Raw genomic sequence first — 24,508 nt, 5'->3', positions numbered from 1 at the left:
GTCGACATCGCAACGACGGGCCGATGCTAGAGTCGGCCCGGGTCTCAACGGAGGACGCGCCATGCACCACGCCCGTCAGCACGCCGAGACCAGGACCCGCGAACGCCGCCACCGCCTCGCCCACGAGGCCGCGCGGCTGATGGCCGAAAGCGGCATCCGCGACTACCACCAGGCCAAGCTCAAGGCCGCCGAGCGCCTGGGCATCCACGACGACGCCTCCCTGCCCCGCAACCGCGAGATCGAAGACGCGTTGCGCGAATACCAGCGCCTGTTCCGCGGCGATGCGCAGGCCACGGGCCTGCGCCAGCGTCGCGACGCCGCACTGCGCGCGATGGATTTCTTCGCTGCCTTCGAACCGCGCCTCGTCGGCCCCGTGCTCGACGGCACCGCCGATCGCCATGCGCCCGTGGCGCTGCACTTGTACACCGACGACGCCGACGCCGTGCCGCGCGCGCTCGAACAACACGGCATCCCCGCCGAGTCGCGCGCGCGCCGCATCCGCCTGGATCGCGAACGCGCCGCCGACGTGCCGGTGTGGTTGTTCAGCGCCGAAGACCTGACGTTCGACCTCACGGTGCTGCCGCTCGATGCATTGCGCCAGGCGCCGCTGTCGTCGTTCGACGAGAAGCCGGTGAAGCGCGCGTCCGCCGTGCAGCTGCGCGCGTTGCTCGCAGACGAAGAGATCTCCGGGTACGAAGCCGGCGGTTGATCCCCTGAAACGCAAACGCCCCGCGCGAGGCGGGGCGTTGCGTGGATCGCTTGCGTTGCCGGATCAGCGCTTGTCGAGCGCCTTGTAATCGCGTTCGGCGTAACCGGTGTAGATCTGGCGCGGGCGGCCGATCTTCGCTTCCGGATCGGTCTGCTGCTCCAGCCAATGCGACACCCAGCCGGCGGTGCGCGCGATGGCGAACATCACGGTGAACATCTCGGTCGGGATGCCCAGCGCCTTGTAGATGATGCCGGAGTAGAAATCGACGTTCGGGTAGAGCTTGCGCTGCACGAAGTAATCGTCCTTCAGCGCGGCCTCTTCCAGCTTCACGGCCACGTCGAGCAGTGGATCGTTGACGCCGAGTTCGCCGAGCACCTTGTGCGTCATCTCGCGGATGATCTTCGCGCGCGGGTCGAAGTTCTTGTACACGCGATGGCCGAAGCCCATCAGGCGGAAGCCCGACTCCTTGTTCTTCGCCTTCTCCACCGCGGCGCCGACGTGTTCCGGACGCCCGATTTCCTCGAGCATCTTCAGCACGGCTTCGTTCGCACCGCCATGCGCCGGGCCCCACAGCGCGGCGACGCCGGCGGCGACGCACGCATACGGGTTGGCACCGGTGGAACCGACGAGGCGCACGGTGGACGTGGACGCGTTCTGCTCGTGGTCGGCGTGCAGGATGAAGAGCAGGTCCAGCGCCTTGGCGGCGGTGGGGCTGAGCTCCAGCGGCTCGCTCGGCACTTCCTTCATCATGTGCAGGAAGCGCGTGGTGTATTCGAGGTTGTTCTTCGGATAGCGGATCGGCCAGCCGATCGAATAGCGGTAGCACGCGGCGGCGATCGTCGGCACCTTGGCGATCAAACGGATCGCGGCGAGGCGGCGCTGTTCGGCGTCTTCCAGGTCCAGCGAGCCGTGGTAGAAGCTCGCCATCGAACCGAGCATGCCGACCATCATCGCCATCGGATGCGCGTCGTGGCGGAAGCCGTAGAGGAACGTGCGGAACGCCTCGTGCATCATCGTGTGATGCGTGACTTCGTGCTCGAAGCTTTCGAACTCGGTCTTGTTCGGCAACTCGCCGTGCATCAGCAGGTAGGCCACTTCGAGGAAGCTGGAGTTGTTGGCCAGCTGTTCGATCGGGTAACCGCGATACAGCAGCACGCCGGCATCGCCATCGATGTAGGTCACGGCGGACTTGCACGCGGCGGTGGCGGTGAAGCCCGGGTCGTAGGTGAAGCAACCGGTTTCCTTCGGCAGCTTCGCGATGTCGATGCACGGCTGGCCGAGCACCGGGTGCTGCACGGGCAACGCGACAGTCTTGTCGCCGGCGGTCAGCGTCACCTGGTCGAGTTTGGACACAACGCACTCCTGCGGAGATTTCGATGGCCGTCGATGGACGGCGGAAGAGCCGCGGGCCTGCCGCGGAAGGCCGGAATTATTGCATAGCGCCCAAGCGCGACACCCCGGACTTTCGACCCATGGCACGCAACGCGGCGTCATGGCGAAACCGATGGATTGCACTAAAAAAGCTGCGTCGCTCCTGCAAACGAAACGGCCGCCCTGGGGCGGCCGTCGTGTCGTGGTGCGCGTGCCGGGGCACGCCGCCGCGAGGATTACTTCTGCGCGTAGCGCTTGCGGAACTTGTCGACGCGACCGCTGGTGTCGATGCGGCTCGACTGGCCCGTGTAGAACGGGTGCGACATCGAGGACACTTCGATCTTCACGAGCGGGTATTCCTTACCGTCTTCCCACTTGGTCGTTTCCTTGCTGCCAAGGGTGGAGCGGGTCAGGATCTTGAAATCCGAGGTCACGTCCTGGAAAACGACGTCACGATATTCGGGATGGATGCCGGTCTTCATGGCGTGTTACCGAGTCTGTGCGAGGAAAGAGCGGCATTTTAGCCGTCCTGCAGAGCCCGGCGCAACCCGATCGGGGCGCGGAAGGCTGAACCGACGGCCCCGCTCCGGGCCTCAACCGGCCGCCAGGGCCGATGCCAGCAGGGTTTCGAAGCGGGCCTGGTCGTACCGGCGCAGGATGGCCACGTTGTCCGGCCGGCCCTCCTCGCGGCGCCAGTCCACGATCGTGGCCCCGCGCGCGTGCCGCCCTTCCAGCTCGACGGCCATCGGCCGCTCCACGACCTCCAGCGCCCCCTCCGGCCGCAGGGCCAGCGCCATCGCGAGGGCATCGGCCGAATGCCAGTCCTCGCCGCGGCGGCCGGCGGCCCAGGTCCGGGTCTTCCTCGAGATCGTGTCGTAGAAGCGGGCGCGCGGCGAATCGGCCTGCAGCCAGCGCTCGAAGGTCTCGTGCGCGAACCCATGGGCCATCGTGGCCTCCCAGTCCGCCAGTTCGATGCGCGGGAAGGACGAGAACACGATGTGCGCGGCTTCCGGGTCGAAGGCGACGTTGAACTCCGCCGCCGCGCTGATGTTGCCGTGCGCGGTGACCGCGCCGCCCATCACCACGCAGCGCGCGATACGTTGCGGCAGCGTCGGGTCCAGCTTCAGCGCGAGCGCGAGGTTGGTCAGCGGGCCGAGCGCGACGAGCAGCAGCTTGCCGGCGTGCGCGTGCGACAGGCGCAGGATCGCGAGGGCGGCGTGTTCCGGATGCGGCGTGCGCGTCGGGTGCGCGTAGGCCACGTCGCCGAACCCATCCAGGCCATGCACGTAACCGGCGTCGCGCGCGGGATGCAACAGCGGCGCTTCCGCGCCGGCGAACACCGGGGCATCGCTCTTCGCCACTTCGCACAGCTTCAGCGCGTTGCGCACCGTGTGCGCGAGGCCGACGTTGCCGGCCGCGATCGTCAAGCCGACGACCTCGTGGCGCGGATCGTCGAAGGCCATCAGGAGTGCGAGGGCGTCGTCGACGCCGGGATCGGTGTCGATGAGCAGGGGAATGCGATCGGTCATGGGATTGCAGGTCTCGAAAGTCAGGCGGAAGCGTAACGCGCCGCGCCACCGACCCAGCGGTGGACGATGCGATCGGCCAGCGCGGGGTCGTCGGCGAGCAGCGTGTCGGCGAGTTCGCGCACTTGCGGCAGCAACGCTGCATCGCGCGCGAGGTCGGCGACGCGGAACGCGGCCAGGCCGGTCTGGCGCGTGCCGAGCAGTTCACCCGGGCCGCGCAGCTGCAGGTCTTTTTCGGCGATGACGAAGCCATCGTTGGTTTCGCGCATCGTTTCCAGGCGTTGCCGCGCCATCTGCGACATCGGCGACTGGTACAGCAGCACGCAACTCGACGCCGCACTGCCCCGCCCCACCCGCCCGCGCAACTGGTGCAGCTGCGACAGGCCCAGGCGTTCGGCGTTCTCGATCACCATCAGCGAAGCGTTGGGCACGTCGACGCCCACTTCGATCACCGTGGTCGCGACGAGAAGATCCAGCGTGCCTTCCTTGAACGCGCGCATCGTCGCCTGCTTCTCCGACGCCTTCATGCGCCCGTGCACCAGGCCCACGCGTGCCTTCGGCAGTGCGGCGGACAGCGCGTCGAACGTGGACTGCGCGGCCTGCGCGATGACTTCGTCGCTGTCGTCGATCAGCGTGCACACCCAATAGGCCTGGCGGCCTTCGGCGCACGCGGCGCGGATGCGTTCGACGAGGTCGGGGCGTTTCTCCGCGCTCAGCGCGACGGTCTGCACCGGCGTGCGGCCGGGCGGGAGTTCGTCGATCGCCGAGACATCGAGGTCCGCATAGGCCGCCATCGCGAGCGTGCGCGGGATCGGCGTTGCCGTCATCACGAGCTGGTGCGGCACGCGATCGCCGCCGGCGCCCTTGTCGCGCAGCGCGAGGCGCTGGTGCACGCCGAAGCGGTGTTGTTCGTCGACGATCGCGAGCGCGAGGTCATCGAAGGCGACGGCGTCCTGCATCAGCGCGTGCGTACCGACGACGACTTGCGCCTCGCCCGACGCGACCGCCGCGAGCACGTCGCGCCGCGCGCGTCCGGTCACCTTTCCGGCGAGCCACGCCACGCGCACGCCGAGCGGCTCGAGCCACGCGCGCAGGTTGGCGAGGTGTTGTTCGGCGAGGAGTTCCGTGGGCGCCATCAACGCGGCCTGGCGTCCCGATTCGACGGCGAGCATCGCCGCTAGCGCCGCGACGACGGTCTTGCCGCTGCCGACATCGCCCTGCACCAGGCGCAGCATCGGATGCGGTTGCGCGAGGTCGTGGCGCAGTTGCGCGAACACGCGTTCCTGCGCACCGGTCAGCGCGAACGGCAACGCATCGCGCAGGCGTTGCGCGAGGGCGCCGGCGGTCGCGAGGGCGGGCGCGCGATGCCGCTGCAAGGCGATGCGCTGGCGACGCAGGCTCAAGTGATGCGCCAACAGTTCTTCGAGCGCCAGGCGCTGCTGCGACGGATGCGTGCCCGCCAGCAACGCGGGGACGTCGGCATCGCGCGGCGGCCGGTGCATCGTCAGCAACGCGTCGCGCAGCGAAGGCAGGTCGAGGGCCGCGCGCATGGGCTCGGGCAGCAGCTCCAGCGCTTCCGCATCCGGCAACCGATCCAGCGCCTGCCCGATCAACTTGCGCAATGCACCGGGCCCGATGCCTTCGATCGCGGGATACACCGGATCGAGGCGTTCACCGAGCGCATCGTCGCCGGCCTCGGCGACCACGCGATAACTCGGATGCACGATCTCCAGCCCGTTGCCGCCCGCGCGCGGCGTGCCGTAGCAGCGCACGCGCGCGCCGACGGCGAACTGCGCCACCTGCTGCGCGCGGAAATGGAAGAAGCGCAGGAGCAACGTGCCCTGCGACTCGTCGCTGATCGCCACGCGCAACGAAGGCCGATAGCGGAACCCGCGTTCGACCGCTTCCACCGTGCCTTCCACCTGCGCCGCGATGCCGGGGCGCAACAGGCGGATCGGCACGATCGTGGTGCGGTCTTCGTACTGGCGCGGCAGGTGCAGCCACAGGTCCTGCAGCGTCACCAATCCGCGGGCGGCCAGTTTTTCCGCCACGCGCGCGCCCACGCCGGACAGCGTCGACAACGGCGCATCGCCGACGGCGGCGAACGACAACGGAGCGGCGGCGCGCGCCACGCGGGTCAGGGCACCAGGATCAATCGAGCACGACGATCGCGTCGACCTCGAACGCCGCACCGCGCGGCAACGACGCCACGCCGATCGTCGAGCGCGCCGGATACGGCGCTTCGAAGTAATCGGCCATCACCGCGTTGACGCGGGCGAACTGGTCGAGGTCCGTCAGGTACAGGCCCAGGCGCACGACGTCGTCGAGCGAACCGCCCGCCGCTTCGCACACCGCGCGCAGGTTGTCGAAGGCGCGGCGCGCCTGCGCGTCGATGTCGCCTTCGATCAGCAGGCCGGTGCCGGGATCCAGCGCGATCTGGCCGGACAGGTACACGGTGTCGCCCTTGCGCACGGCCTGCGAATACGGGCCGATGGCGGCGGGGGCATGTTCGGAGTGGATGGGTTGGCGCGGCATGGGCGAAGCCCCCGGGAATGCGAGGCCGCCAGTGTAAGCGCGGCGCTAGAGGCGCTGCACGCCGTGCACCACGCCGAGGCGGCGCACGCGGCGGATCACGTCGGCCAGGTGCTTGCGGTCATGCACTTCGATCGAGAAGCGGATCGCGCTGATGTTGCTGTCGCGCTCCACGTATTCGACGCGGTCGATGTTGGATTCGGCCTGCGCGATCGCGGCGGCCACCTGCGCGAGCACGCCCGGGCGGTTGTCCACTTCGATCTTCAGCGCGGCCTGGTAGTCGCCGGTGACCTCGCGGTCCCAGCCCACGGGCACCCAGCGCTCCGGCGACTTGCGCAGCTCGGCGACGTTCGGGCATTCCAGGCGATGCACCACCAGTCCGCGGCCCGCGGTGTGGTAGCCCATGATGTCGTCGCCCGGGATCGGCAGGCAGCAGTTGGCGAAGGTGACCACGCCGCGTTCGCTGCCGGTGATCAGGATGAGGTCCGTCGGTTGCAGCGCGCGCGCGGCGGCGAGCAGGTCGTCGGTGTCCGCGTCGGTGCGGTCGGCGGCGGCGCGCGCCAGGACCTGGGCCACCTGCGACGGCATGCGGTTGCCGAGCGCGATGTCGGCGAGCAGCGCTTCCAGGCGCGGGTAACGGTGTTCGGAAAGATAGGTGTCGAGGCGTTGCTGCGGCAGGCGGTCGAGCGAGGTGTCCAGTGCTTCGAGTGCGCGATCGAGCATGCGATGGCCCAGCTGCACCGCGTCTTCGTGTTCCAGGTGCTTGAGCTGGTGCCGGATCGCGGTGCGCGCCTTGCCCGAGACCACGAACTCCAGCCACTGCGGTTTCGGCGCCGAGGACTTGGCGGTGATGATCTCCACCGTCTGCCCGCTCACCAGCTTCGTGCGCAGCGGCACCAGCGTGCGGTCCACGCGCGCGGCGACCGCCTTGTTGCCGACGTCGGTGTGCACCGCGTAGGCGAAGTCGAGCACGGTGGCGTTGCGCGGCAGCGAGAGGATCGCGCCCTTCGGCGTGAACAGGTACACCTCGTCCGGGAACAGGTCGACCTTGACGTTTTCCAGGAACTCCAGCGACGACCCGGTGGCGCGCTGCGATTCGACGAGGTTGGCGATCCACTGGTGCGCGCGGCTCTGCGCGCTGTTGGGCGCATCGCCGCCGTGCTTGTACGACCAGTGCGCCGCGATGCCGCGCTCGGCGATCAGGTCCATTTCTTCCGTGCGGATCTGCACTTCGATCGGCGAGCCGTACGGCCCGAACAACACGGTGTGCAGCGACTGGTATCCGTTGGCCTTCGGGATCGCGATGAAATCGCGGAAGCGCCCGTCGAGCGGCTTGAACGCGGTGTGGACGACGCCGAGTGCGTGGTAACACTCCGGCACGGTGCGCACCACGATGCGGAAGCCGAACACGTCCATCAGCTGGTCGAGCGTCTTGCCTTCCGCGCGCATCTTGCTGTAGATGCTCCACGGCGACTTGATGCGCCCGACCAGGCGATACGAGAAGCCTTCCTTCGTCAGGCGCTGCGCCATGCGCGCTTCGATTTGCGTGAGCGCTTCGCGCCGCACCACCGGCTGCATGCGGATGCGCTTTTCGATGACCGCGTGGCGCCACGGATGCAGGCCGCGGAAGCCGAGGTCCTGCAGTTCGGCCTTGATCAGGTTCATGCCGAGGCGCTGCGCGATGGGCGCGTAGATCTCCAGCGTCTCGGCGGCGATGCGGCGGCGCGCTTCGGGATTCTGCGCGCCCAGCGTGCGCATGTTGTGCAGGCGGTCGGCGAGCTTGATCAGGATCACGCGCAGGTCGCGCGCCATCGCCAGCAGCATCTTTCGGAAGCTTTCGGCGGCGGCTTCCTGGCGGTCGCGGAAGTGGAGCTTGTCCAGCTTGGTGACGCCGTCGACCAGGTCGGCCACGGTTTCGCCGAATTCGTTGGCGATCGCCGCGCGCGTGAGCGGCGTGTCTTCGATGGTGTCGTGGAGGATCGCGGCGATCAGCGTTTCGACGTCCAGCCGTTCCTCGGCCAGCACCGTCGCCACCGCCACCGGGTGGGTGATGTAGGGCTCGCCCGACTTGCGGGTCTGGCCGACGTGGGCCGCGGCCCCGACGGCCCAGGCGCGGCGCAACAACACGACCTGGTCGGCCGGCAGGTAGTTGGCGGCCTTCTCCAGCGCGAGCACGTACTCGGGCACCGCCGCGACGGGCGGTTCGGCGAGCAGGTGCGCGGGCTGCGACGGGGTCATGCGACTGAGCCTACGCGTGCGGGCCCGAAGCGGCAAACCACGGGCCCGGAACGAAAAAGGCCCCGCAAGCGGGGCCTTTCGATCTCGGGTGGAGCAGCGGCCTCAGTCGTCGCCCTTCGACATGTCGTCGTCGGCCACCACTTCGGCTGCGGCCCATTCCAGCGCCTCGCGTTCCTTGCGCTCCCGCTCGGACTTGTCGACGGCATCGATGAACTCGAGGTCGATCATGCGGGCGGCGATTTCGCGCAGGGCGAGGACCGTGGGCTTGTCGTTGGCTTCGGCGTTGTCGAGGCGGGGCTCGACGCCATTGGCGAGCTGGCGCGCGCGCTTGGCGGCCATCATCACGAGTTCGAAGCGGTTATCGACCACTTCCAGGCAATCTTCGACGGTAATGCGGGCCATGGGGCTCCGGGGCCTTGCGGCCTGGCTAGAACAGAAGGGGCGCGATTGTAGGGGCGCGCCTGCGCCGGGCGCAAGCGTGTCCTTGGAAAATCAAGCGCTTAGGCTGAACCGGCCTCGTCCAGGAGCGCCGCGATCAGGCCCTCGTGGCGCGCCTGCTGCAGCGGACGGCGCAGGCGGCTGGCCACGAAGATCGCGCCCATCTCGGCCACGGCGGTCGCGAAGTCCTCGTTGACGATGACGTAGTCGAACTCGTCGTAGTGCGACATCTCCTCGCGCGCGGCGGCGAGCCGGCGCTGGATGGTCTCTTCGCTGTCCTGCCCGCGCGCCCGCATCCGCTGCTCCAGCGCATCGCGCGACGGCGGCAGGATGAAGATGCTCACCGCGTCGGGCACCTGCTTCTGTACCTGCTGGGCGCCCTGCCAGTCGATTTCCAGCAGCACGTCCTTGCCGCTGGCCAACTGCGGTTCGACCGATTGCTTGGCCGTGCCCTTCCAGTCGCCGTGCACCAGCGCGTGCTCGAAGAAGTCGCCGTCGGCGACCATCTGCTTGAACTGCGCGGCATCGATGAAGTGATAGTGCTCGGCGTGCCGTTCGCCCGGGCGCGGCGCGCGCGAGGTGAACGAGATCGACAGGCAGATGTTCGGGTCGCGGGCCAGGCACGCGTTGACGATGCTGGATTTCCCCGCACCGGAAGGCGCCGCCACGATGAAGAGGGTGCCGCGCATGGTGGTCATTCGATGTTCTGGATCTGTTCGCGGACCTGGTCGATCAATACCTTCAGTTCCACCGCCGCGGCGGAGGTGCGGGCATCGACCGACTTGCTGCCCAGCGTGTTGGCTTCTCGGTTGAACTCCTGCAGCAGGAAGTCCAGGCGGCGGCCCACCGGCTCGCGCTGGCCCAGCACGCGGCGCAGTTCGGCGACGTGGCTTTCCAGGCGGTCCAGTTCTTCGTCGACGTCGAGCTTTTGCAGGCCGAGTACCAGTTCCTGTTCGAAGCGGCCCGGATCGACGGGCTGGGCGAGTTCGGACAGGCGCAGTTCGAGCTTCTGGCGCAGCGCGGCGCGGATGTCCGGCACCAGCGCGCGGACTTCGCCCGCGATGCGCGCGATGCCGTCCACGCGTTCGCTGATGGCGGCCGACAGCGCGGCGCCTTCACGTTCGCGGCCGGCGACGAAGTTGGCCAGCACCGTGTCCAGCAATTCGAGGGTAGCGGCGTGCAGCGCGGCCGGATCGGTCGCGCGCGTGCCGAGCACGCCCGGGAACGCCAGCAATTCGGTGAAACCCACCTGCATCGACGGGAAGCGCGCCTGCAGGTCCTGCGCCAGGGTGGACAGGCGCTCGACCACGGTAGCGTCGATCTGCAGGGCTTCGCCGCCTTCGGGCGCGCGCAGGCGCAGGCCCAGTTCGACCTTGCCGCGGGAAATCTTCGAGGAGACGCGTTCGCGCAGCTGGGGTTCCAGCACGCGCAGTTCGTCCGGCATGCGCACGCCGATCTCGAGGAAGCGGTGGTTCACCGACCGCACTTCGCACGACAGCGTGCCCCAGGGCGTGGTGCGTTCGCCGGAGGCGAAGGCGGTCATGCTGCGGATCACGTGCACGTCCAGGCGGGGCAACGGGAGGCGGATGGTAATCTAGCGGCCCCCATTTTTCCGGAATGCCCATGCCCGTCGTGCGCCCCAGCGGCCGCATGCCCGACCAGCTGCGCGCCGTCACCATCGAGCGCGGCTACACGCGGCATGCCGAGGGCTCCGTCCTCGTCTCCTTCGGCCAGACCCGCGTGCTCTGCACGGCCAGCGTCGACAACAAGGTCCCGCCGTTCCTCCGCGGCAAGGGCGAAGGCTGGGTCACGGCCGAGTACGGGATGCTCCCGCGCGCCACCCACACCCGGTCCGATCGTGAGGCTTCGCGCGGCAAGCAGGGCGGGCGCACGCTCGAGATCCAGCGGCTGATCGGCCGTGCGCTGCGCGCCTGCGTGGACCGCAATGCCCTCGGCGAACGCACCATCACGCTCGACTGCGATGTCCTGCAGGCCGACGGCGGCACGCGCACCGCCGCGATCACCGGCGCCTACGTCGCGCTGGTCGATGCCGTGCGCTGGATGCAGGCCCGCAAGGAACTCACGCGCGATCCGATCCACGGCGCGGTCGCCGCGGTCTCGGTGGGCATCTACCAGGGCGTGCCGGTGCTGGACCTGGATTACGCGGAAGACAGCGGCTGCGACACCGACATGAACGTCGTGATGAACGACGGCGGCGGTTTCATCGAGTTGCAGGGCACGGCGGAAGGCCACGCGTTCCGCCGCGACGAACTCGATGCGCTGCTCGGCCTGGCCGAAACGGGCATCGCCGAGCTGCTCGCCGCGCAGCGCGCGGCACTGGACGGACCGCGGCCGTGAGCGGCAAGCGCCTCGTCCTGGCGAGCGGCAACGCAGGCAAGCTGGTGGAACTGCGCGAACTGCTCGCCGACACCGGCTTGTCGTTGCACGCGCAATCGGAGTTCGGCGTCGACGACATCGACGAAACCGGACTGACCTTCGTCGAGAACGCGCTGCTGAAAGCACGCAATGCCGCGCGCGCCACCGGCCTGCCCGCGCTCGGCGATGACTCGGGGTTGTGCGTCGATGCGCTCGGCGGCGCACCGGGGTTGTATTCGGCACGCTACGCCGGCACACATGGCGATGCGCAGGCCAACATCGCCAAGTTGCTCGAAGCGCTGCGCGATGTGCCCGATGCCGCGCGCACCGCGCACTTCCACGCCGTCGTCGTGCTGCTGCGCCACGCGGACGATCCGCAACCGATCATCGCCGAAGGCCGCTGGCCGGGCCGCATCCTGCACGCGCCGCGCGGCGATGGCGGATTCGGGTACGACCCCGTGTTCCTCGACGCCGCGCTGGGACGCTCCGCCGCCGAACTCGACGCCGACACCAAGCACGCGCGCAGCCATCGCGGCCTCGCGCTGTCGGTGTTGCGGGCGCGCCTGCACGAACTCTGAGGCGCCGATGTCGCTCGCCACGCCTCCGCTGTCGTTGTACGTCCACTTGCCGTGGTGCGTGCGCAAGTGCCCGTACTGCGATTTCAATTCGCACCAGCAGCGCGGCGCGTTGCCGTTCGCCGCGTATGTCGATGCGTTGATCGCGGACCTCGACCAGGATTTGCCGCTCGCGTGGGGACGCGTCGTCAACTCGGTGTTCTTCGGCGGCGGCACGCCGTCGTTGTTCCCGCCCGAGGCGATCGATGCGTTCCTGCAGCAGGCCAGCGCGCGGCTGCGCTTTGCGCCGGGTCTGGAGATCACGCTCGAAACCAATCCCGGCACGGCCGAACACGGACGCTTCGAAGGCTATCGCGCCGCCGGCGTGAACCGATTGAGCTTCGGCATCCAGAGTTTCGACGACGGCTGCCTGCAACGCCTCGGCCGCATCCACGACAGCCGCGAAGCCGTCGCGGCGGTGAAGCTGGCGCAGGACGCGGGCTTCGACAACTTCAACCTCGACCTGATGTACGCGCTGCCTGGCCAGACGCTCGAGATGGCCGTGCACGATGTCGAACGCGCACTCGCGCTCGAACCCACGCACCTGTCGCATTACCAGCTCACGCTGGAACCCAACACCGTGTTCGCCGCCCGCCCGCCGCAGGGCCTGCCCGACGAAGACGCGAGCTGGGACATCCAGGAGGCCTGCCAGGCGCGCATCGCCGAAGCGGGCTTCGAGCATTACGAAGTGTCGGCGTACGCCAAGCCTGGCCGGCAGTGCGCGCACAACCTCAATTACTGGCGATTCGGCGATTACCTGGGCATCGGCGCCGGCGCGCACGGCAAGCTGACGCTGGGGGCGGAGCAATCGGTGCTGCGCCGGTGGAAGGTCAAGCATCCGACCGACTATCTCGTGCAGGCGGGCCATCCCGGCGCGATCGGCGGCGACGAACGCCTGTCGGCCGAACGCCTCCCGTTCGACTACATGCTCAATGCCTTGCGCTTGCACGAAGGCTTCGCGCTGGACGCCTTCGAAGCGCGCACGGGGCTGGCGCGCGCGGCGATCGCCCCGCAACTCGACGCCGCGGTAGACCGCGGCTGGCTGACGATCGACCCGTCCGGCCACGTGGCGCCGACCGAACTGGGGCGGCGCTTCAACAACGACGTGGTCGGGTTGTTCCTCGCCGACTGAGCCGATCGCCACCGCCATTCGCCTCCGAATGTGGACCGGGGCTGGCCGCGGGCCTCATGGGCGTGATAAGAAGCGAAGAACGTACCGCGCGAGCGTCCGATGCCCGTTTCATTCGACCTGCCCGGCGCCCACGCACCCCCCACCCTCGCCTCGGCCAATCTTCCGCGCCGGGTGCGTCGCGTGCTGGAGCACCTCCTCAGCCTCGTGTCCGACGAGATGGCACGCCATCTGTCGTCGATGCTCAACGAGATGGAACAGCAACTGTTCCGCCTCGCCGACCATGCGCGCAACCCGGGCATGCAGGCCGCGCACATGGAAACGCTGCGCACGCTGCGCCTGAATCGCGCGGACCTCGTGCCCCGTTACCTGATGGGCCTGGAAGCCGCGCTCGCCGGCATCCGCGATCCGCGCACGGCCAGCCGCCTCGGCGTCACCGGCGCGCAGGGCCCGTCGTTCCGCAACCTGGCGCTGGTCGACGACGAATCGATGGACGAGGACTCGGTGCTGCGCGATGTCGCGCTGCGGCACGAATCCCGCGCCAGCCTGCCCCTCCACCTGCTCGGCCAGCGCTTCGGCGTGCTGGCGGGCCAGCCGGCGTTCGACGCCGAGCGCCTGCCGGTGGGTCCGCAGATGCTCGGCCGCATCCTGCGCGAGGCCGCCGGTTCGCTGCAGATCGGCATGGAGGCGCGGCTGCTGCTGTATCGCACCTACGATCGCGTGGTGATGCAGCACTTCTCGCAGATCGCCGAGACGATGAACGCCCTGCTCGAGCGCGACGGCATCCTGCCCAGCCTGGCGTACGTGCCGATCCGGGTGCGGCCGGTGCTGCAGAACCCCGATCCTTCGCGCGCCAAGCCGCGCGACGAGCGCGGTCGCCCGCGCGGTGAAGCGCCCGCCAACATCGGGCTCGGCATGGGCGATGGCGGCAGCGGTGGCGGTCATTCGCACGGCGGCGGCCAAGGCGGAAGTGGTGGCGCGAGTGCTGGTGGCAGCGGAAGTGGTGGCGGTGGTGGTGGGTCCGGTGGCGGTGCCGTCGCGGGTGGCCGGCGTTCCGGCGATGCCGCGGACGGTGGCGATGGCGGCGACGGTCACGCGGGCGGTGGTGGCGGTGGATCCGCAGGCACGCGCCGCGGCGGCCACGCCTCGCAACGCGACGGCGGCCCGCGTCCGCACACGGCGTGGCTCGGCGAGACCGACGCCAACGACGAGCCCTACGACGAACAGGCCGCCTTCGCGCTGCTGCAGCAATTGCTGTCAGGCCGCCGCGACCTGATCGGCAAGCTGCGTCCGGCCCAGCCCGAACGCGTGCGCCAGGAACTCGATACCAAGGATCTGCTCGGCGCGCTCGACGGCATGCCGATCACCGCGGCCTCGCCCACGGGCAGCCCGCGCAGCCTGCTCGACATCAAGCAGACGCTGCTGGCGCAGTCGCGCCAGCTGCACGGCAAGGGCGCGCAGTTCGCGCGCGAAGACAACGACGCCTTCGAACTGCTCGGCATGCTGTATTCGCAGATCGAACGCGAAGTGCGGCGCGACACGCCCGCGGTCGGCCTGCTGGGCCGCCTGCAGGTACCGCTGCTGCGCGTGGCGCTGCAGGATCGCGCGTTCTTCGTGCGCCAGCAGCATCCGGCGCGCCAGTTGCTCAACGCGGTCGCCGAATCCGGCGCCAACTGGCTGAGCGACGAGGAAGTCGATCCGCAACTGGTGCATTCGCTGCGCAACGCGGTCGAACACGTCGTCCAGCATTTCAAGGAAGACCCGGCGGCGTTCGACACCGCCAACCGCGAACTGCAGACCAACCTGCAGCACCTGGCGCGCAAGGCCGAAGTCACCGAGCGCCGGCACGTGGAAGCCGCGCGCGGCAAGGAAAAGCTCGAACTCGCCAAGCGCCGCGCCAACGATGTCATCGAGGCGTCGGTCAAGGACCAGCGCCTGCCGAAGTTCGTGCGCGCGCTGCTCAACCAGGCCTGGTCCGACGTCCTCACGCTGACCTCGCTGCGCCATGGCGAAGAGTCGGAGGAGTGGCATCGCCAGGTCGAGGCGACGCAGCAGATCGTCGCGGCCACCGGCAAGGGCGGCACGCAGACCGACGGCAAGCTCGCCGAACAGATCGAAGGGTCGCTGGTGCAGGTCGGCTACCACGCCGACGAAGCCGCCGCGATCGCGCGCCGCCTGACCACGGGCATCGGCGAGGAAGAAGACGATCCGGCCTCGCGCACCGAACTGGCGATGAAGCTCAAGGCGCGTGCGCGCCTGGGCGAAGACACCGATGCACCGAAGCCCAAGCTCCCGCCGCGCACGAAGGACGAGCAGGCGGCCTACGACCACCTGCGCACGCTGCCCTTCGGCACGTGGTTCGAATTCGTCAGCAACCAGCAGGGCGATCGCGTGCGGCGGCGCCTGTCGTGGTTCAGCCCGGTCACCGACAACGCGTTGTTCGTCAACCAGCGCGGCCAGCGCGTGGGCGAACAGTCGCTCGACAGCCTCGCGCGCATGATGTCGATGGGCCAGGCGCACGTGGTCACCGCGGACAAGGGCCGCATGGTCGACCGCGCATGGCAGGCCGCGCTCGGCGCGCTGCGCAGCTTCGCCGGCAGTGGCCAGGCACCCCAGGAGGGCACCGCGTGATCGATGAATTCCGACGTGCGCGGCGCCGCAAGGTGCCCGATACGGTGATGGTGGTGGACACGATGGTCGACAGCGTGGTCGGCCGTCTCGGCAACCTGTCGGAGACCGGCATGCTGCTGATGGCCAACGCGGCGCTGGTCGAGGACGCGCTGTACCAGTTCCGCTTCAACCTCAACGATGCGCACGGGCGCGAGACGCCGCTGGAAGTGGGCGCGCACCTGCTGTGGCAGGACGCGGCGCACGCCTCGGGCCAGCGCTGGACGGGCTTCCGCTTCATCACGGTCCCGGAAGAGCACATGCGCCAGCTGCGCGACTGGATCGACGGGCCCGGCGGTCAGTTCGAATAAAGGCGGATTCCCCCGGCCTGCGGCACAATCGGCGTCCCCCGTGTCGCCGAGCCACGCACATGCGCCCCGACCTGCCCGCGCTCTACGCCGATCATCTCTACATGCTCAAGCGGCGCGCCGACGAGGCGCTGCACCGCGGCGGCTTCGACGCGCTCGTGGTGCCGAGCGGCCGCCTGCACTACCAGGTGTTCGACGATCGCGACTATCCCTTCGCGGTGAACCCGCAGTTCAAGGCGTGGGTGCCGCTGGTGCGCGTGACGGACAGCTGGCTGGTGTACGTGCCCGGCCATCGGCCGAAGGTGATCTACCACCAGCCGTTCGATTACTGGCACGTCGTGCCGGGCACGCCGACGGGTGCGTGGACGGAGCACATGGACGTCGTGGTGATCCGCACGCCGGAAGAAGCGCTGCAGCACCTGCCGAAGAATGCCGCGCGTTGCGCGATCCTCGGCGAGCCGCAGAGTGCGCTCGGCGAGTTCGTGCCGAACAATCCGCCGGCGGTGGTGGCGTACCTGGAATACGAGCGCGCGTTCAAGACCGCGTACGAAGTCGAGATGATGCGCGGCGCCAGCCGCATCGGCGTGCGCGCGCACCGCGCGGCCGAGCGTGCGTTCCGCGCCGGCGCCAGCGAGTTCGGCATCCACATGGCGTATTGCCAGGCCGCGGGCCAGGATGCCAACGACCTGCCCTACAGCAACATCGTCGCGCTCAACGAACACGGTGCGGTGCTGCACTACACCGATCGCGACAAGTTGCCGCCCAGGCCCGTGCGCAGCTTCCTCATCGACGCCGGCGCGAGCAACGCCGGCTATGCGTGCGACATCACGCGCACGTATTCGCAGGACACGTCGGATGAATTCCAGGCGCTGATCGACGCGGTGGACCGCGCGCAGCTGCGCATGTGCGACCAGGTGCGCAAGGACTTCGACTATCGCCAGCTGCACCTCGATGCGCACCTGTCGCTCGCGGGGATCCTGCGCGAGTTCGGGTTGATCACGGTGTCGCCGGAAGTGGCGGTGGAAACGGGCGTGAGCTCGGCGTTCTTCCCGCACGGCATCGGGCACGGCATCGGCCTGCAGGTGCACGACGTGGCGGGCTTCGCCGAATCCGACGCCGGCGGCACGCTGCCCAAGCCGGAAGGCCATCCCTATCTGCGCCTGACGCGCACGCTGCAACCCGGCATGGTGGTGACGATCGAGCCTGGCCTTTACTTCATCGACATGCTGCTGGAACAGCTGCGCGATCGCGGCCTGGGGCCGAGCGTGGATTGGGGCCGCGTGGATGCGTTCCGTCCGTTCGGCGGCATCCGCATCGAGGACGACGTGGTGTGCACCGACGATGCGCCGTTTAATTTGACGCGCGAGGCGTTTGCGGCGGGTTGATGCTTGTCATTCCCGCGAAGGCGGGGAGCCAGCAGCGAGGTCCAACCTCCTCCGGCCCGGCGCTCCGCCGCGATGAGGGCCTATAGGTCCTCCCCCGTCGTTTTGCGATGCGTCCAGCCGCAAGACGCCGGCCGTGCGCCATCCATGGCGCACTGTACGGACCTATAGGCCCTCATCACGTCGAAGCGCTTCGCGACCGGAGCGTTGCGACGCTGCGTAGGGGTAGCGCCTTGCACCGGATCGTCTGGGTTGCTGGCGAACACAACTGGTTCGGACGGACGGCGCACTGCACGCCCAGCCAATCCCGCTCCGCTGCCTCGCCATCCCTGGCTGCGAGCAACGGCGCCGCCCATCCATGGGCGGCTGGGCGGGATTGGCTCGGCGTGCGGTGCGCCTCACCGATACGTGCTGGCTACGGCTTCGGGTTGGGAAAGCAGAGCGTCTCTACTGGCATTTCGCTGCTCAAGCTTTGCTTGCGCAACAGAATTTGCGAAAGCGAAGTTGCGTCGATACCCATTGATGGAGAGCCCCCTTTGAGTCAAAGGGGGCGGCGCGACAGCGCGGGGGAATGTGGGTGCATAGGGTCGGGGCCCGAAGTTTGCGCAGCAAACTTTGGGAGCGCTTTGGCGCGCCCGCGTCAAAGCGCTATCCCATGAAGTCTTCGATGGCGTCGGCGTCGCGCACCAACGCGTCGGTCAGCACGCGGGGGCCGTTCGCCGTCACCAGCACGTCGTCTTCCGTGCGGATGCCGATGCCGCGCCACTTCGCCGCGACGCTCGTGTCGTCCGGCGCGACGTACAGGCCGGGTTCGATGGTGAAGACCATGCCCGGCTCGAGCAAACGCGATTCGCCATCGATGCGGTACTCGCCGACATCGTGCACGTCCAGGCCGATCCAGTGCCCCGTCTTGTGGCGATAGAACCGGCGATACGCGCCGTCGGCAATCGATTTTTCCAGGCGGCCTTTCAATAACCCCAGGCGCAGCAAGCCTTCGGTCAATGTTTCCACCGCCGCCTGGTGGCCCGCGTCGTACGCCACGCCCGGCATCGCCTTGGCCAGCGCGGCGCGTTGCGCATCGCCGACGAGATCGTGCAGCGCGCGCTGTTCCTTCGTGAAGCGCCCGTCCACCGGGAACGTGCGCGTGATGTCGGAGGCGTAGTTGCGGTATTCCGCGCCAGCGTCGATCAATACGAGGTCGCCTGCGCGCGCGGTCGCGTTGTTGGCGCGGTAATGCAGCACGCATGCGTTGGCGCCGGCGCCGACGATGCTGCCGTAGGCGGGCTCGGCGTCGTTGGCGCGGAACACGCGTTCGAGTTCGGCCTGCAGTTCGTACTCGCGCACGCCGGCCTTCGACATCCGCATCGCGGCCTGGTGCGCCTGCACGCTGATGTCGGCGGCGCGCTGCATCAGCTTGATTTCGTCGTTGGCCTTGAACAGGCGCATCTCGTCGAGCAGGTGCCCGAGTTCGAGGAATTCGTGCGGCGGCTGCGCGCCCATGCGCGCCTGCGCCCGCACGCGGTTGAGCCAGCCGATCAGCTTGAGGTCGAACTCCGCGTCGCGGCCGAAGTGGTAGTACACGCGGCTGCGGCCTTCGAGCAGGCCCGGCAGGATTTCGTCGAGGTCGGCGATGGGATACGCATCGTCCATCGCGAAGTCTTCGACCGCGCCTTCCTGGCCGGCGCGCGGGCCGTCCCAGGCTTCGCGGTCGGGATCGCGTTCGCGGCAGAACAGGATCGCTTCGCCATGCGCGCGGCCCGGCACGAGCACGAGCACCGCTTCGGGTTCCGGGAAACCGGTGAGGTACCAGAAGTCGGAATCCTGCCGGTACGGGTAATGCGTGTCGCGGCTGCGGATGCGTTCGGCGGCGGCGGGCAGGACGAGGATCGCGTCGTCGCCGGCCATGCGCATCAGTTGCTTGCGGCGGCGCGCGAACGCCGACACCGGGAGCGCAAGCGGTCGCGGGGACTTCGACGCCGCGGGCATGTCAGTTGAACTGCTGGCGATGGGCCGGCGCGAGGACGCAGTCGCCGTGGATCAGCAACACCGCGACGCGCACGAATTCCTCGATCTCCGACAACGCTTCTTCATCGTCGTCGTCGCCGTCGTCCTGCGCGGTGGCGGTGGCCAGGCGCGCGATGTCGGCCAGCGCTTCGCTGCCTTCTTCCGACAGCGGCGGGTTGGCGCCGCTGGCCAGGCCGAACGCGCCGAGGAAGCCCCGGCACCAGTCGAACAGCGCGCCGCTGCGTTCGCCGAGCGTGGCGTCGGCGGCGGGCAGCAGCAGTTCGAAGCCGAAGCCGCGATCGGACAATTGCGAAAGGCTGGCGGCGCGCAGCGTGTCGAGCGGGGTGTCGCGCGGGACCTGCGGGAGGTCGGGATCGGCCATCACCTGCGCGAGCCAGTCGGGCGCATCCGCGCCGCCGCCGGCGAACCAACCACTCAATGCGCCGTGCAGTTCGGCGGGCGTGACCGCCAGGCCGAGGCCTGCGACGGCGTCGTGGACGGCGGTCCAGCTCGGCAACTCGACATCGGACACTGCGCGACTCCTGGCGGGGCGCGCGCAGTGTATCAACGGGCACGTGCCGGCAGCTTGTTGCGCGAGGCCGGCCGTGGCCTACACTGCGGGCACGCCCTGGGATGCGGAGCCCGTGCGCCCCGACCGTCATCGACCCAACCGCCCTGCGGTGTTTTCCCGCGCGGCCGCTTTGCGCACGCTCGGCACGGGCCTGCTCGTCGCGGTGCTGTGCGCGGGTGCGGGTGCGACGGCGTTCGCGGCGACGCGTGATTTCTATTTCCGCTCGCTGGGCAGCGACCGGGGCCTGGCGCAGAAAAGCGTCACGGCGATGGTCCAGGATCCGCAGGGCTTCGTCTGGGTCGCCACGCAAGGCGGCCTGCACCGTTACGACGGCCAGCGCTTCCAGCTCTTCCGCCACGATCCCAGCGATCCGGCCAGCCTCCCCGACAGCTACGTGACCGCCCTCGCCCTCGAGGGCGGCGACGCAATGTGGGTGGGGACGTATTCCGAGTTCGTCGCGCGCCTGGACCTGCACGACGGGCACATCCGCCGCTTCCCCATCGCCGATGTCGGCGCGCGCAAGCGCGTGCTGTCGGTGCTGCCGGCGGGCGACCGGGTGTGGGTGGGCACCGGCGACAGCCTGGTGACGCTGGATCCGAAGACCGGCCGCATCCAGCCGGTCCTCGCGCTCGATGCCTCCGCCGTGGCCGCATCGCCGTGGCAGACCCTCCTCCGCGATCGCGACGGCACGATCTGGTTCGCCAGCGCGGCCGGCCTGCACCGCATCGGGCCGCGCGGCGGCATGGAGCGCATCGAGACGGCCGGCGAAGTGCGCGCGCTGGCCTTCGATCGCGATGGTCGCCTGTGGGCCGGCACGCCGCAGGGCCTGTTCCGCATGCAGGACGGCGGCCGCCGCCTCGTGCGCGCCTGGCCGGCGGCGGGCGATGCCAGCCCGTCCGACGTACGCGCGATCGCCGAAGCGCCCGACCATCGCCTGTGGGTGTCGGTCTACGGCGATGGCCTGCGTCGCTTCGATCCCGCGACGGGCCGCGCCGAAGCCGTGCGCGAATCCACGATGGAAGGCGCGCTGCCCGAGAGCGCGATCAACACGCTGATGCTCGATCGCAGCGGCGCGATGTGGATCGGCGGGCAGTTCCGCGGTCCGTCGGTGGTGGATCCGCTCGGCGCGCGCTTCCGCTACCTCGCCACCACGCCGGCCGACGACCGGGTGTCGGTCGCCGTCGGCAACAGCATCCGTTCGATTTACGAAGACCCGACCGGCGAGTGGTGGCTGGGCACGGACGGCGGCGCGCTGATCCGCGCCAGCGCGTCGGGCGACCGGTTCGAGGAAATGCCGGCGTTCCCCGCGGCGTTCCCCCCGAGCCCGGCCGGCGGCATCCTGCGCGCGATGGCCTTTGTGCCGGCCGATGCGCACCGCGTGTGGCTGGGTTCGACGCGCGGGCTGGCGACGCTGGATACCGAAACCGGCGACGTCACGCCGGTGCCGCTGCCGAAATACCCGGAACTGGCGGTGCGCACGATCGCGCGCGATCGCGACGGCACGCTGTGGCTCGGCACGCAGTCGGTCGGCCTGCTGCACTACGACCCGATGACGGGCGAAGTGCGCACCTTCAACGGCGCCACCACGCCCAACCACGTGCACGCGATCCGCATCGATCGGCGCGGCCGCGTGTGGGCGGGCACGAGCGACGGGCTCGACCTGGTCGAACCGGCGACGGGCCGCATCCGGCGCTTCCGGCATTCCCCGGATGCGCCCGACAGCCTCGCGGGCAACCTGGTGCGGGCGGTGCTCGAAGCGAGCGACGGCACCTTGTGGATCGGCTCGCATTCGGGCCTGAGCCGCGTGCGCGAGCACGGCGACACGATCGGCTTCGACCATCCGCTCGCCGCGGCGATGGGCAAGGCGCCGGTGCCGGTGGTGTTCTCGATCGCCGAATCGCCGCAGGGCCTGTTGTGGCTCGGCACCGACACGGGGCTGATGCGTTTCGATCCGGCGCGCGCGCAGGTGCGCAAGTTCGGGCTGGGCGACGGGCTGCAAGATCTCGAATTCAACGGCGGCGCGGCGCTGCGCCTGCGCGATGGGCGATTGCTGTTCGGCGGCGTGCGCGGCCTGAACCTGTTCGATCCGCGCCTCGTGCACGACAGCGCGTACCTGCCGCCGATCCGCTTGCTCGCGGCGCGCACCGATGCATCCGCGCCGGCCGATGCCGATGTGTTGTGGCAGGCCACGCGCGTCGACGTACCGCCCAGCGCCGGCATGCTGCGCCTGCGCGTCGGGGCGCTCGACAACGTCGGCGCCGGCATCCGCTATCGCTATCGCCTGGACGGCTTCGACCGCGGCTGGATCGACAACGGCGCGCAATCCGAAGTGACGTACACGCGCCTGCCGCCGGGCGATTACCTGTTCCGCGCGCAGGCCACCAATCGCGACGGTGTGTGGAATCCGCAGGAACTGCGCGTGCCGGTGCACGTCGCGCCGCCGCCGTGGCGGCATCCGCTGGCGATCGCGGCCTACGTGCTGTTCGGCGTGCTCGTGCTGGGTGCGCTCGCGTCGTTGCTGGTGCAGCGGCGCCGGCGCGAGCGCGAGTACTTCGCGCAGATCCGCGATCGCGAGGAACGCCTGAAGCTGGCGTTGTGGGCGTCGGGCGAATTGTTCTGGGACTACGACATGGCGCACGGCGAGCTGCGCAGCATGCGCACGCACGAAGGCGATGCGCGCGTGCCGGACATCGCGATCCAGACCGAAGTGGAACAGCGCCACGAGATCCACGAAGACGACCTGCCGCGCGTGCTGGATCGCCTGAAGCAGCACGTGCGCGGCGAGACGCCGCTGTTCCTGTCGGAGCATCGCGTGCGCGGGCCGAAGGGCGCCTGGACGTGGGTGCGTGCGCGCGGCCGCGTGGTGGAGCGTTCGCCGGAAGGGCGCGCGCTGCGCGTGGCCGGCACGGCGCGCGACATTTCCGGCAGCCGCACCGCCGAGCGCGAACGCCGCATCGCGAGCGAAGTGCTGCGCAGCATGAACGAGGCGGTCGCGGTGCTCGATCGCGAGTTCCACTTCGTGTCGGTCAACCCGGCCTTCAGCCGCATCAGCGGTTACGGCGACACCGAAGTGCTCGGCAAGTCGGCGAGCCTGCTGGACAGCGCGCAGCACGATCCGGACTTCTATCGCCAGATGCGGACCGAGCTGGTGCGCAACGGGCGCTGGTCCGGCGAGATGTGGCAGCAGCGCAAGGACGGCGAAGAGTTCCTGTGCTGGATCGAAAGCAGCGCGGTGCTCGACTCGGTGGGCCAGCGCAGCCATTACGTGGCGGTGCTGAGCGACATCACCGACAAGAAGCGCGCCGAGCAGGAACTGCGCTACCTCGCCAACTACGACACGCTGACCAGCCTGCCGAACCGCGCGCTGCTGTCCGAGCGCCTGTCGCGCGCGATCGTGCGCGCGCGCCGCCAGGAAAGCCGCATCGGCGTGCTGTTCCTGGACCTGGACCGGTTCAAGGACATCAACGATTCGCTCGGCCACGCGGCCGGCGACCGCATCCTGCGCGCGACCGCCGCGCGCCTGCAGCAGACGGTGGGGCCGCAGCACACCGTCGCACGCCTGGGCGGCGACGAGTTCACCGTCGTGCTGGAGAACATCGACACCGCGGACGAAGCGGAGAAGATCGCACGCGAGATCATCACTTCGTTCGAAGCGCCGCTCGACATCGACGACCACCAGGACGTCGCGATCACCCCGTCGATCGGCATCAGCCTGTATCCCGACAACGCGCAGGTGCCGACCGACCTGCTGAAGCACGCCGACACGGCGATGTACCAGGCGAAGGCCGCGGGACGTCGCATCTACATGCGTTACACCGAGTCGATGGAAGTGTCGATCCGGCGGCGCGCGACGATTTCCGCCGCGCTGCGCAAGGTGCTCGATCGCAATGAGCTGCGCCTGGTGTTCCAGCCCAAGCTGTCGCTACCGCAGGCGCGCATCACCGGCGTGGAAGCGCTGCTGCGCTGGACGAGCCCGGAATACGGCGAGATCCCGCCGACGCAGTTCATCCCGCTGGCGGAAGAAAGCGGGCTGATCCTGGAGATCGGCGAGTGGGCGCTGCGCGAGGCCTGCCACACCTTGAAGCGCTGGCGTGCGCACGGGCTGGATCGCCTGACGATGGCGGTCAACGTGTCTGCGTTGCAGTTGCTGCGCGGCGACCTGCCCAGCGTGGTCTCGCGCGTGCTGGAAGAAACCGACGTCCCGGCCGAATGCCTGGAACTGGAACTCACCGAGAGCGTGGTCATGGGCAACGCGGCGCAGACCGCGGCCACGCTGCAGGCCATCCGCGACCTGGGCGTGCAGCTGGCGATCGACGACTTCGGCACGGGCTATTCGTCGCTGGCCTACCTCAAGCGCCTGCCCATCACGACGCTGAAGATCGACAAGGAATTCATCGGCGACCTCACGCGCGACGCGGACGACGAGGCGATCACGAGCACGGTCATCACGATGGCGCACTCGCTGGGCCTGAACGTGGTGGCCGAGGGCGTGGAGGAAGAGGCGCAGGTGCTGTTCCTGCGCGCGCACCGCTGCGACGAGATCCAGGGCTACTGGCTTTCGCCCCCGCTGGACGCGCATCGCTGCCTCGGGTTGATCCGGACCTGGGCGCCGGACCTCAACGCCGCCGTCATTCCCTGAACGC

General features: G+C 69.3%; 19 protein-coding genes. 8 read left to right on the top strand and 11 right to left on the bottom strand.

The annotated features are described in order from the left end of the window. The first annotated feature begins 61 nt into the window (after positions 1–61). On the top strand, positions 62–709 hold the full coding sequence (locus LYSHEL_RS08785; protein WP_213433556.1) for a hypothetical protein: 648 nt from the start codon (positions 62–64) through the stop codon (positions 707–709). Between the two features lie 63 nt (positions 710–772). Here LYSHEL_RS08785 and LYSHEL_RS08780 read toward each other — a convergent pair whose 3' ends face one another. The 9 genes from LYSHEL_RS08780 to LYSHEL_RS08740 all read right to left on the bottom strand — a co-directional run bounded on the left by LYSHEL_RS08780 (position 773) and on the right by LYSHEL_RS08740 (position 10,369). Then, positions 773–2,062, bottom strand: coding sequence for a citrate synthase (locus tag LYSHEL_RS08780; RefSeq protein ID WP_213433555.1), 1,290 nt, complete (start codon positions 2,060–2,062; stop codon positions 773–775). Positions 2,063–2,316: 254 nt separating this feature from the next. Further along, on the bottom strand, positions 2,317–2,562 hold the full coding sequence (locus tag LYSHEL_RS08775) for a type B 50S ribosomal protein L31 (protein WP_213433554.1): 246 nt from the start codon (positions 2,560–2,562) through the stop codon (positions 2,317–2,319). 111 nt (positions 2,563–2,673) lie between these two features. Further along, positions 2,674–3,609 (bottom strand): nucleoside hydrolase, encoded by a 936-nt coding sequence (locus LYSHEL_RS08770; protein ID WP_213433553.1) that lies wholly within the window; start codon positions 3,607–3,609, stop codon positions 2,674–2,676. A 20-nt stretch (positions 3,610–3,629) separates the two neighbouring features. Further along, a complete protein-coding gene (recG, locus tag LYSHEL_RS08765) occupies positions 3,630–5,738 on the bottom strand; it encodes an ATP-dependent DNA helicase RecG (protein ID WP_244858490.1) in 2,109 nt (702 codons plus the stop codon). A 19-nt stretch (positions 5,739–5,757) separates the two neighbouring features. Continuing rightward, positions 5,758–6,141, bottom strand: coding sequence for a RidA family protein (locus LYSHEL_RS08760; protein WP_213433551.1), 384 nt, complete (start codon positions 6,139–6,141; stop codon positions 5,758–5,760). Positions 6,142–6,186: 45 nt separating this feature from the next. Continuing rightward, complete coding sequence (locus LYSHEL_RS08755; RefSeq protein ID WP_213433550.1) at positions 6,187–8,376, bottom strand: RelA/SpoT family protein; 2,190 nt, start codon at positions 8,374–8,376, stop codon at positions 6,187–6,189. Positions 8,377–8,478: 102 nt separating this feature from the next. Further along, positions 8,479–8,778 (bottom strand): DNA-directed RNA polymerase subunit omega, encoded by a 300-nt coding sequence (rpoZ, locus tag LYSHEL_RS08750; protein ID WP_213433549.1) that lies wholly within the window; start codon positions 8,776–8,778, stop codon positions 8,479–8,481. Between the two features lie 98 nt (positions 8,779–8,876). Then, a complete protein-coding gene (gene gmk / locus LYSHEL_RS08745; RefSeq protein ID WP_213433547.1) occupies positions 8,877–9,503 on the bottom strand; it encodes a guanylate kinase in 627 nt (208 codons plus the stop codon). Positions 9,504–9,508: 5 nt separating this feature from the next. Beyond that, positions 9,509–10,369 (bottom strand): YicC/YloC family endoribonuclease, encoded by an 861-nt coding sequence (locus tag LYSHEL_RS08740; protein ID WP_213433545.1) that lies wholly within the window; start codon positions 10,367–10,369, stop codon positions 9,509–9,511. Between the two features lie 68 nt (positions 10,370–10,437). On the opposite strand from LYSHEL_RS08740, the gene rph reads away from it, so the two are divergent. The 6 genes from rph to pepQ all read left to right on the top strand — a co-directional run bounded on the left by rph (position 10,438) and on the right by pepQ (position 17,293). Further along, positions 10,438–11,172 (top strand): ribonuclease PH, encoded by a 735-nt coding sequence (gene rph / locus LYSHEL_RS08735; RefSeq protein ID WP_213433543.1) that lies wholly within the window; start codon positions 10,438–10,440, stop codon positions 11,170–11,172. Beyond that, positions 11,169–11,768, top strand: a complete 600-nt coding sequence (gene rdgB / locus LYSHEL_RS16010) for an RdgB/HAM1 family non-canonical purine NTP pyrophosphatase (RefSeq protein WP_244858489.1) — start codon at positions 11,169–11,171, stop codon at positions 11,766–11,768. The genes rph and rdgB overlap by 4 nt, the downstream gene beginning before the upstream one ends. Before the next feature lie 7 nt (positions 11,769–11,775). Continuing rightward, positions 11,776–12,936 carry a radical SAM family heme chaperone HemW gene (gene hemW / locus LYSHEL_RS08730; protein ID WP_244858487.1) on the top strand — a complete coding sequence of 387 codons (1,161 nt, stop codon included), beginning with the start codon at positions 11,776–11,778 and terminating at the stop codon, positions 12,934–12,936. A 99-nt stretch (positions 12,937–13,035) separates the two neighbouring features. Further along, positions 13,036–15,564, top strand: coding sequence for a DUF1631 family protein (locus LYSHEL_RS08725; RefSeq protein ID WP_213433538.1), 2,529 nt, complete (start codon positions 13,036–13,038; stop codon positions 15,562–15,564). Beyond that, a complete protein-coding gene (locus tag LYSHEL_RS08720; RefSeq protein WP_213433536.1) occupies positions 15,561–15,911 on the top strand; it encodes a PilZ domain-containing protein in 351 nt (116 codons plus the stop codon). The genes LYSHEL_RS08725 and LYSHEL_RS08720 overlap by 4 nt, the downstream gene beginning before the upstream one ends. 59 nt (positions 15,912–15,970) lie before the next feature. Then, positions 15,971–17,293 carry a Xaa-Pro dipeptidase gene (pepQ, locus tag LYSHEL_RS08715; protein ID WP_213433534.1) on the top strand — a complete coding sequence of 441 codons (1,323 nt, stop codon included), beginning with the start codon at positions 15,971–15,973 and terminating at the stop codon, positions 17,291–17,293. A 645-nt stretch (positions 17,294–17,938) separates the two neighbouring features. Here pepQ and LYSHEL_RS08710 read toward each other — a convergent pair. Together LYSHEL_RS08710 and LYSHEL_RS08705 are read right to left on the bottom strand one after the other, a co-directional pair. After that, positions 17,939–19,276: an aminopeptidase P N-terminal domain-containing protein gene (locus tag LYSHEL_RS08710; protein WP_213433532.1), complete on the bottom strand. Its 1,338-nt coding sequence runs from the start codon at positions 19,274–19,276 to the stop codon at positions 17,939–17,941. A 1-nt stretch (position 19,277) separates the two neighbouring features. Beyond that, positions 19,278–19,826 (bottom strand): UPF0149 family protein, encoded by a 549-nt coding sequence (locus LYSHEL_RS08705; RefSeq protein ID WP_213433529.1) that lies wholly within the window; start codon positions 19,824–19,826, stop codon positions 19,278–19,280. Positions 19,827–19,899: 73 nt separating this feature from the next. On the opposite strand from LYSHEL_RS08705, the gene LYSHEL_RS08700 reads away from it, so the two are divergent. Then, entirely contained in the window at positions 19,900–24,504 is a 4,605-nt protein-coding gene (locus LYSHEL_RS08700) for an EAL domain-containing protein (RefSeq protein WP_213433527.1), read from the top strand. Positions 24,505–24,508: the final 4 nt, after the last annotated feature.

Origin of the sequence: Lysobacter helvus (assembly GCF_018406645.1) — a bacterium.
In the GTDB taxonomy this organism is placed as follows: domain Bacteria; phylum Pseudomonadota; class Gammaproteobacteria; order Xanthomonadales; family Xanthomonadaceae; genus Noviluteimonas; species Noviluteimonas caseinilytica.
The sequence above is the reverse complement of the archived record's forward strand: the minus strand, read 5'-3'. Positions and strand labels throughout refer to the sequence as shown.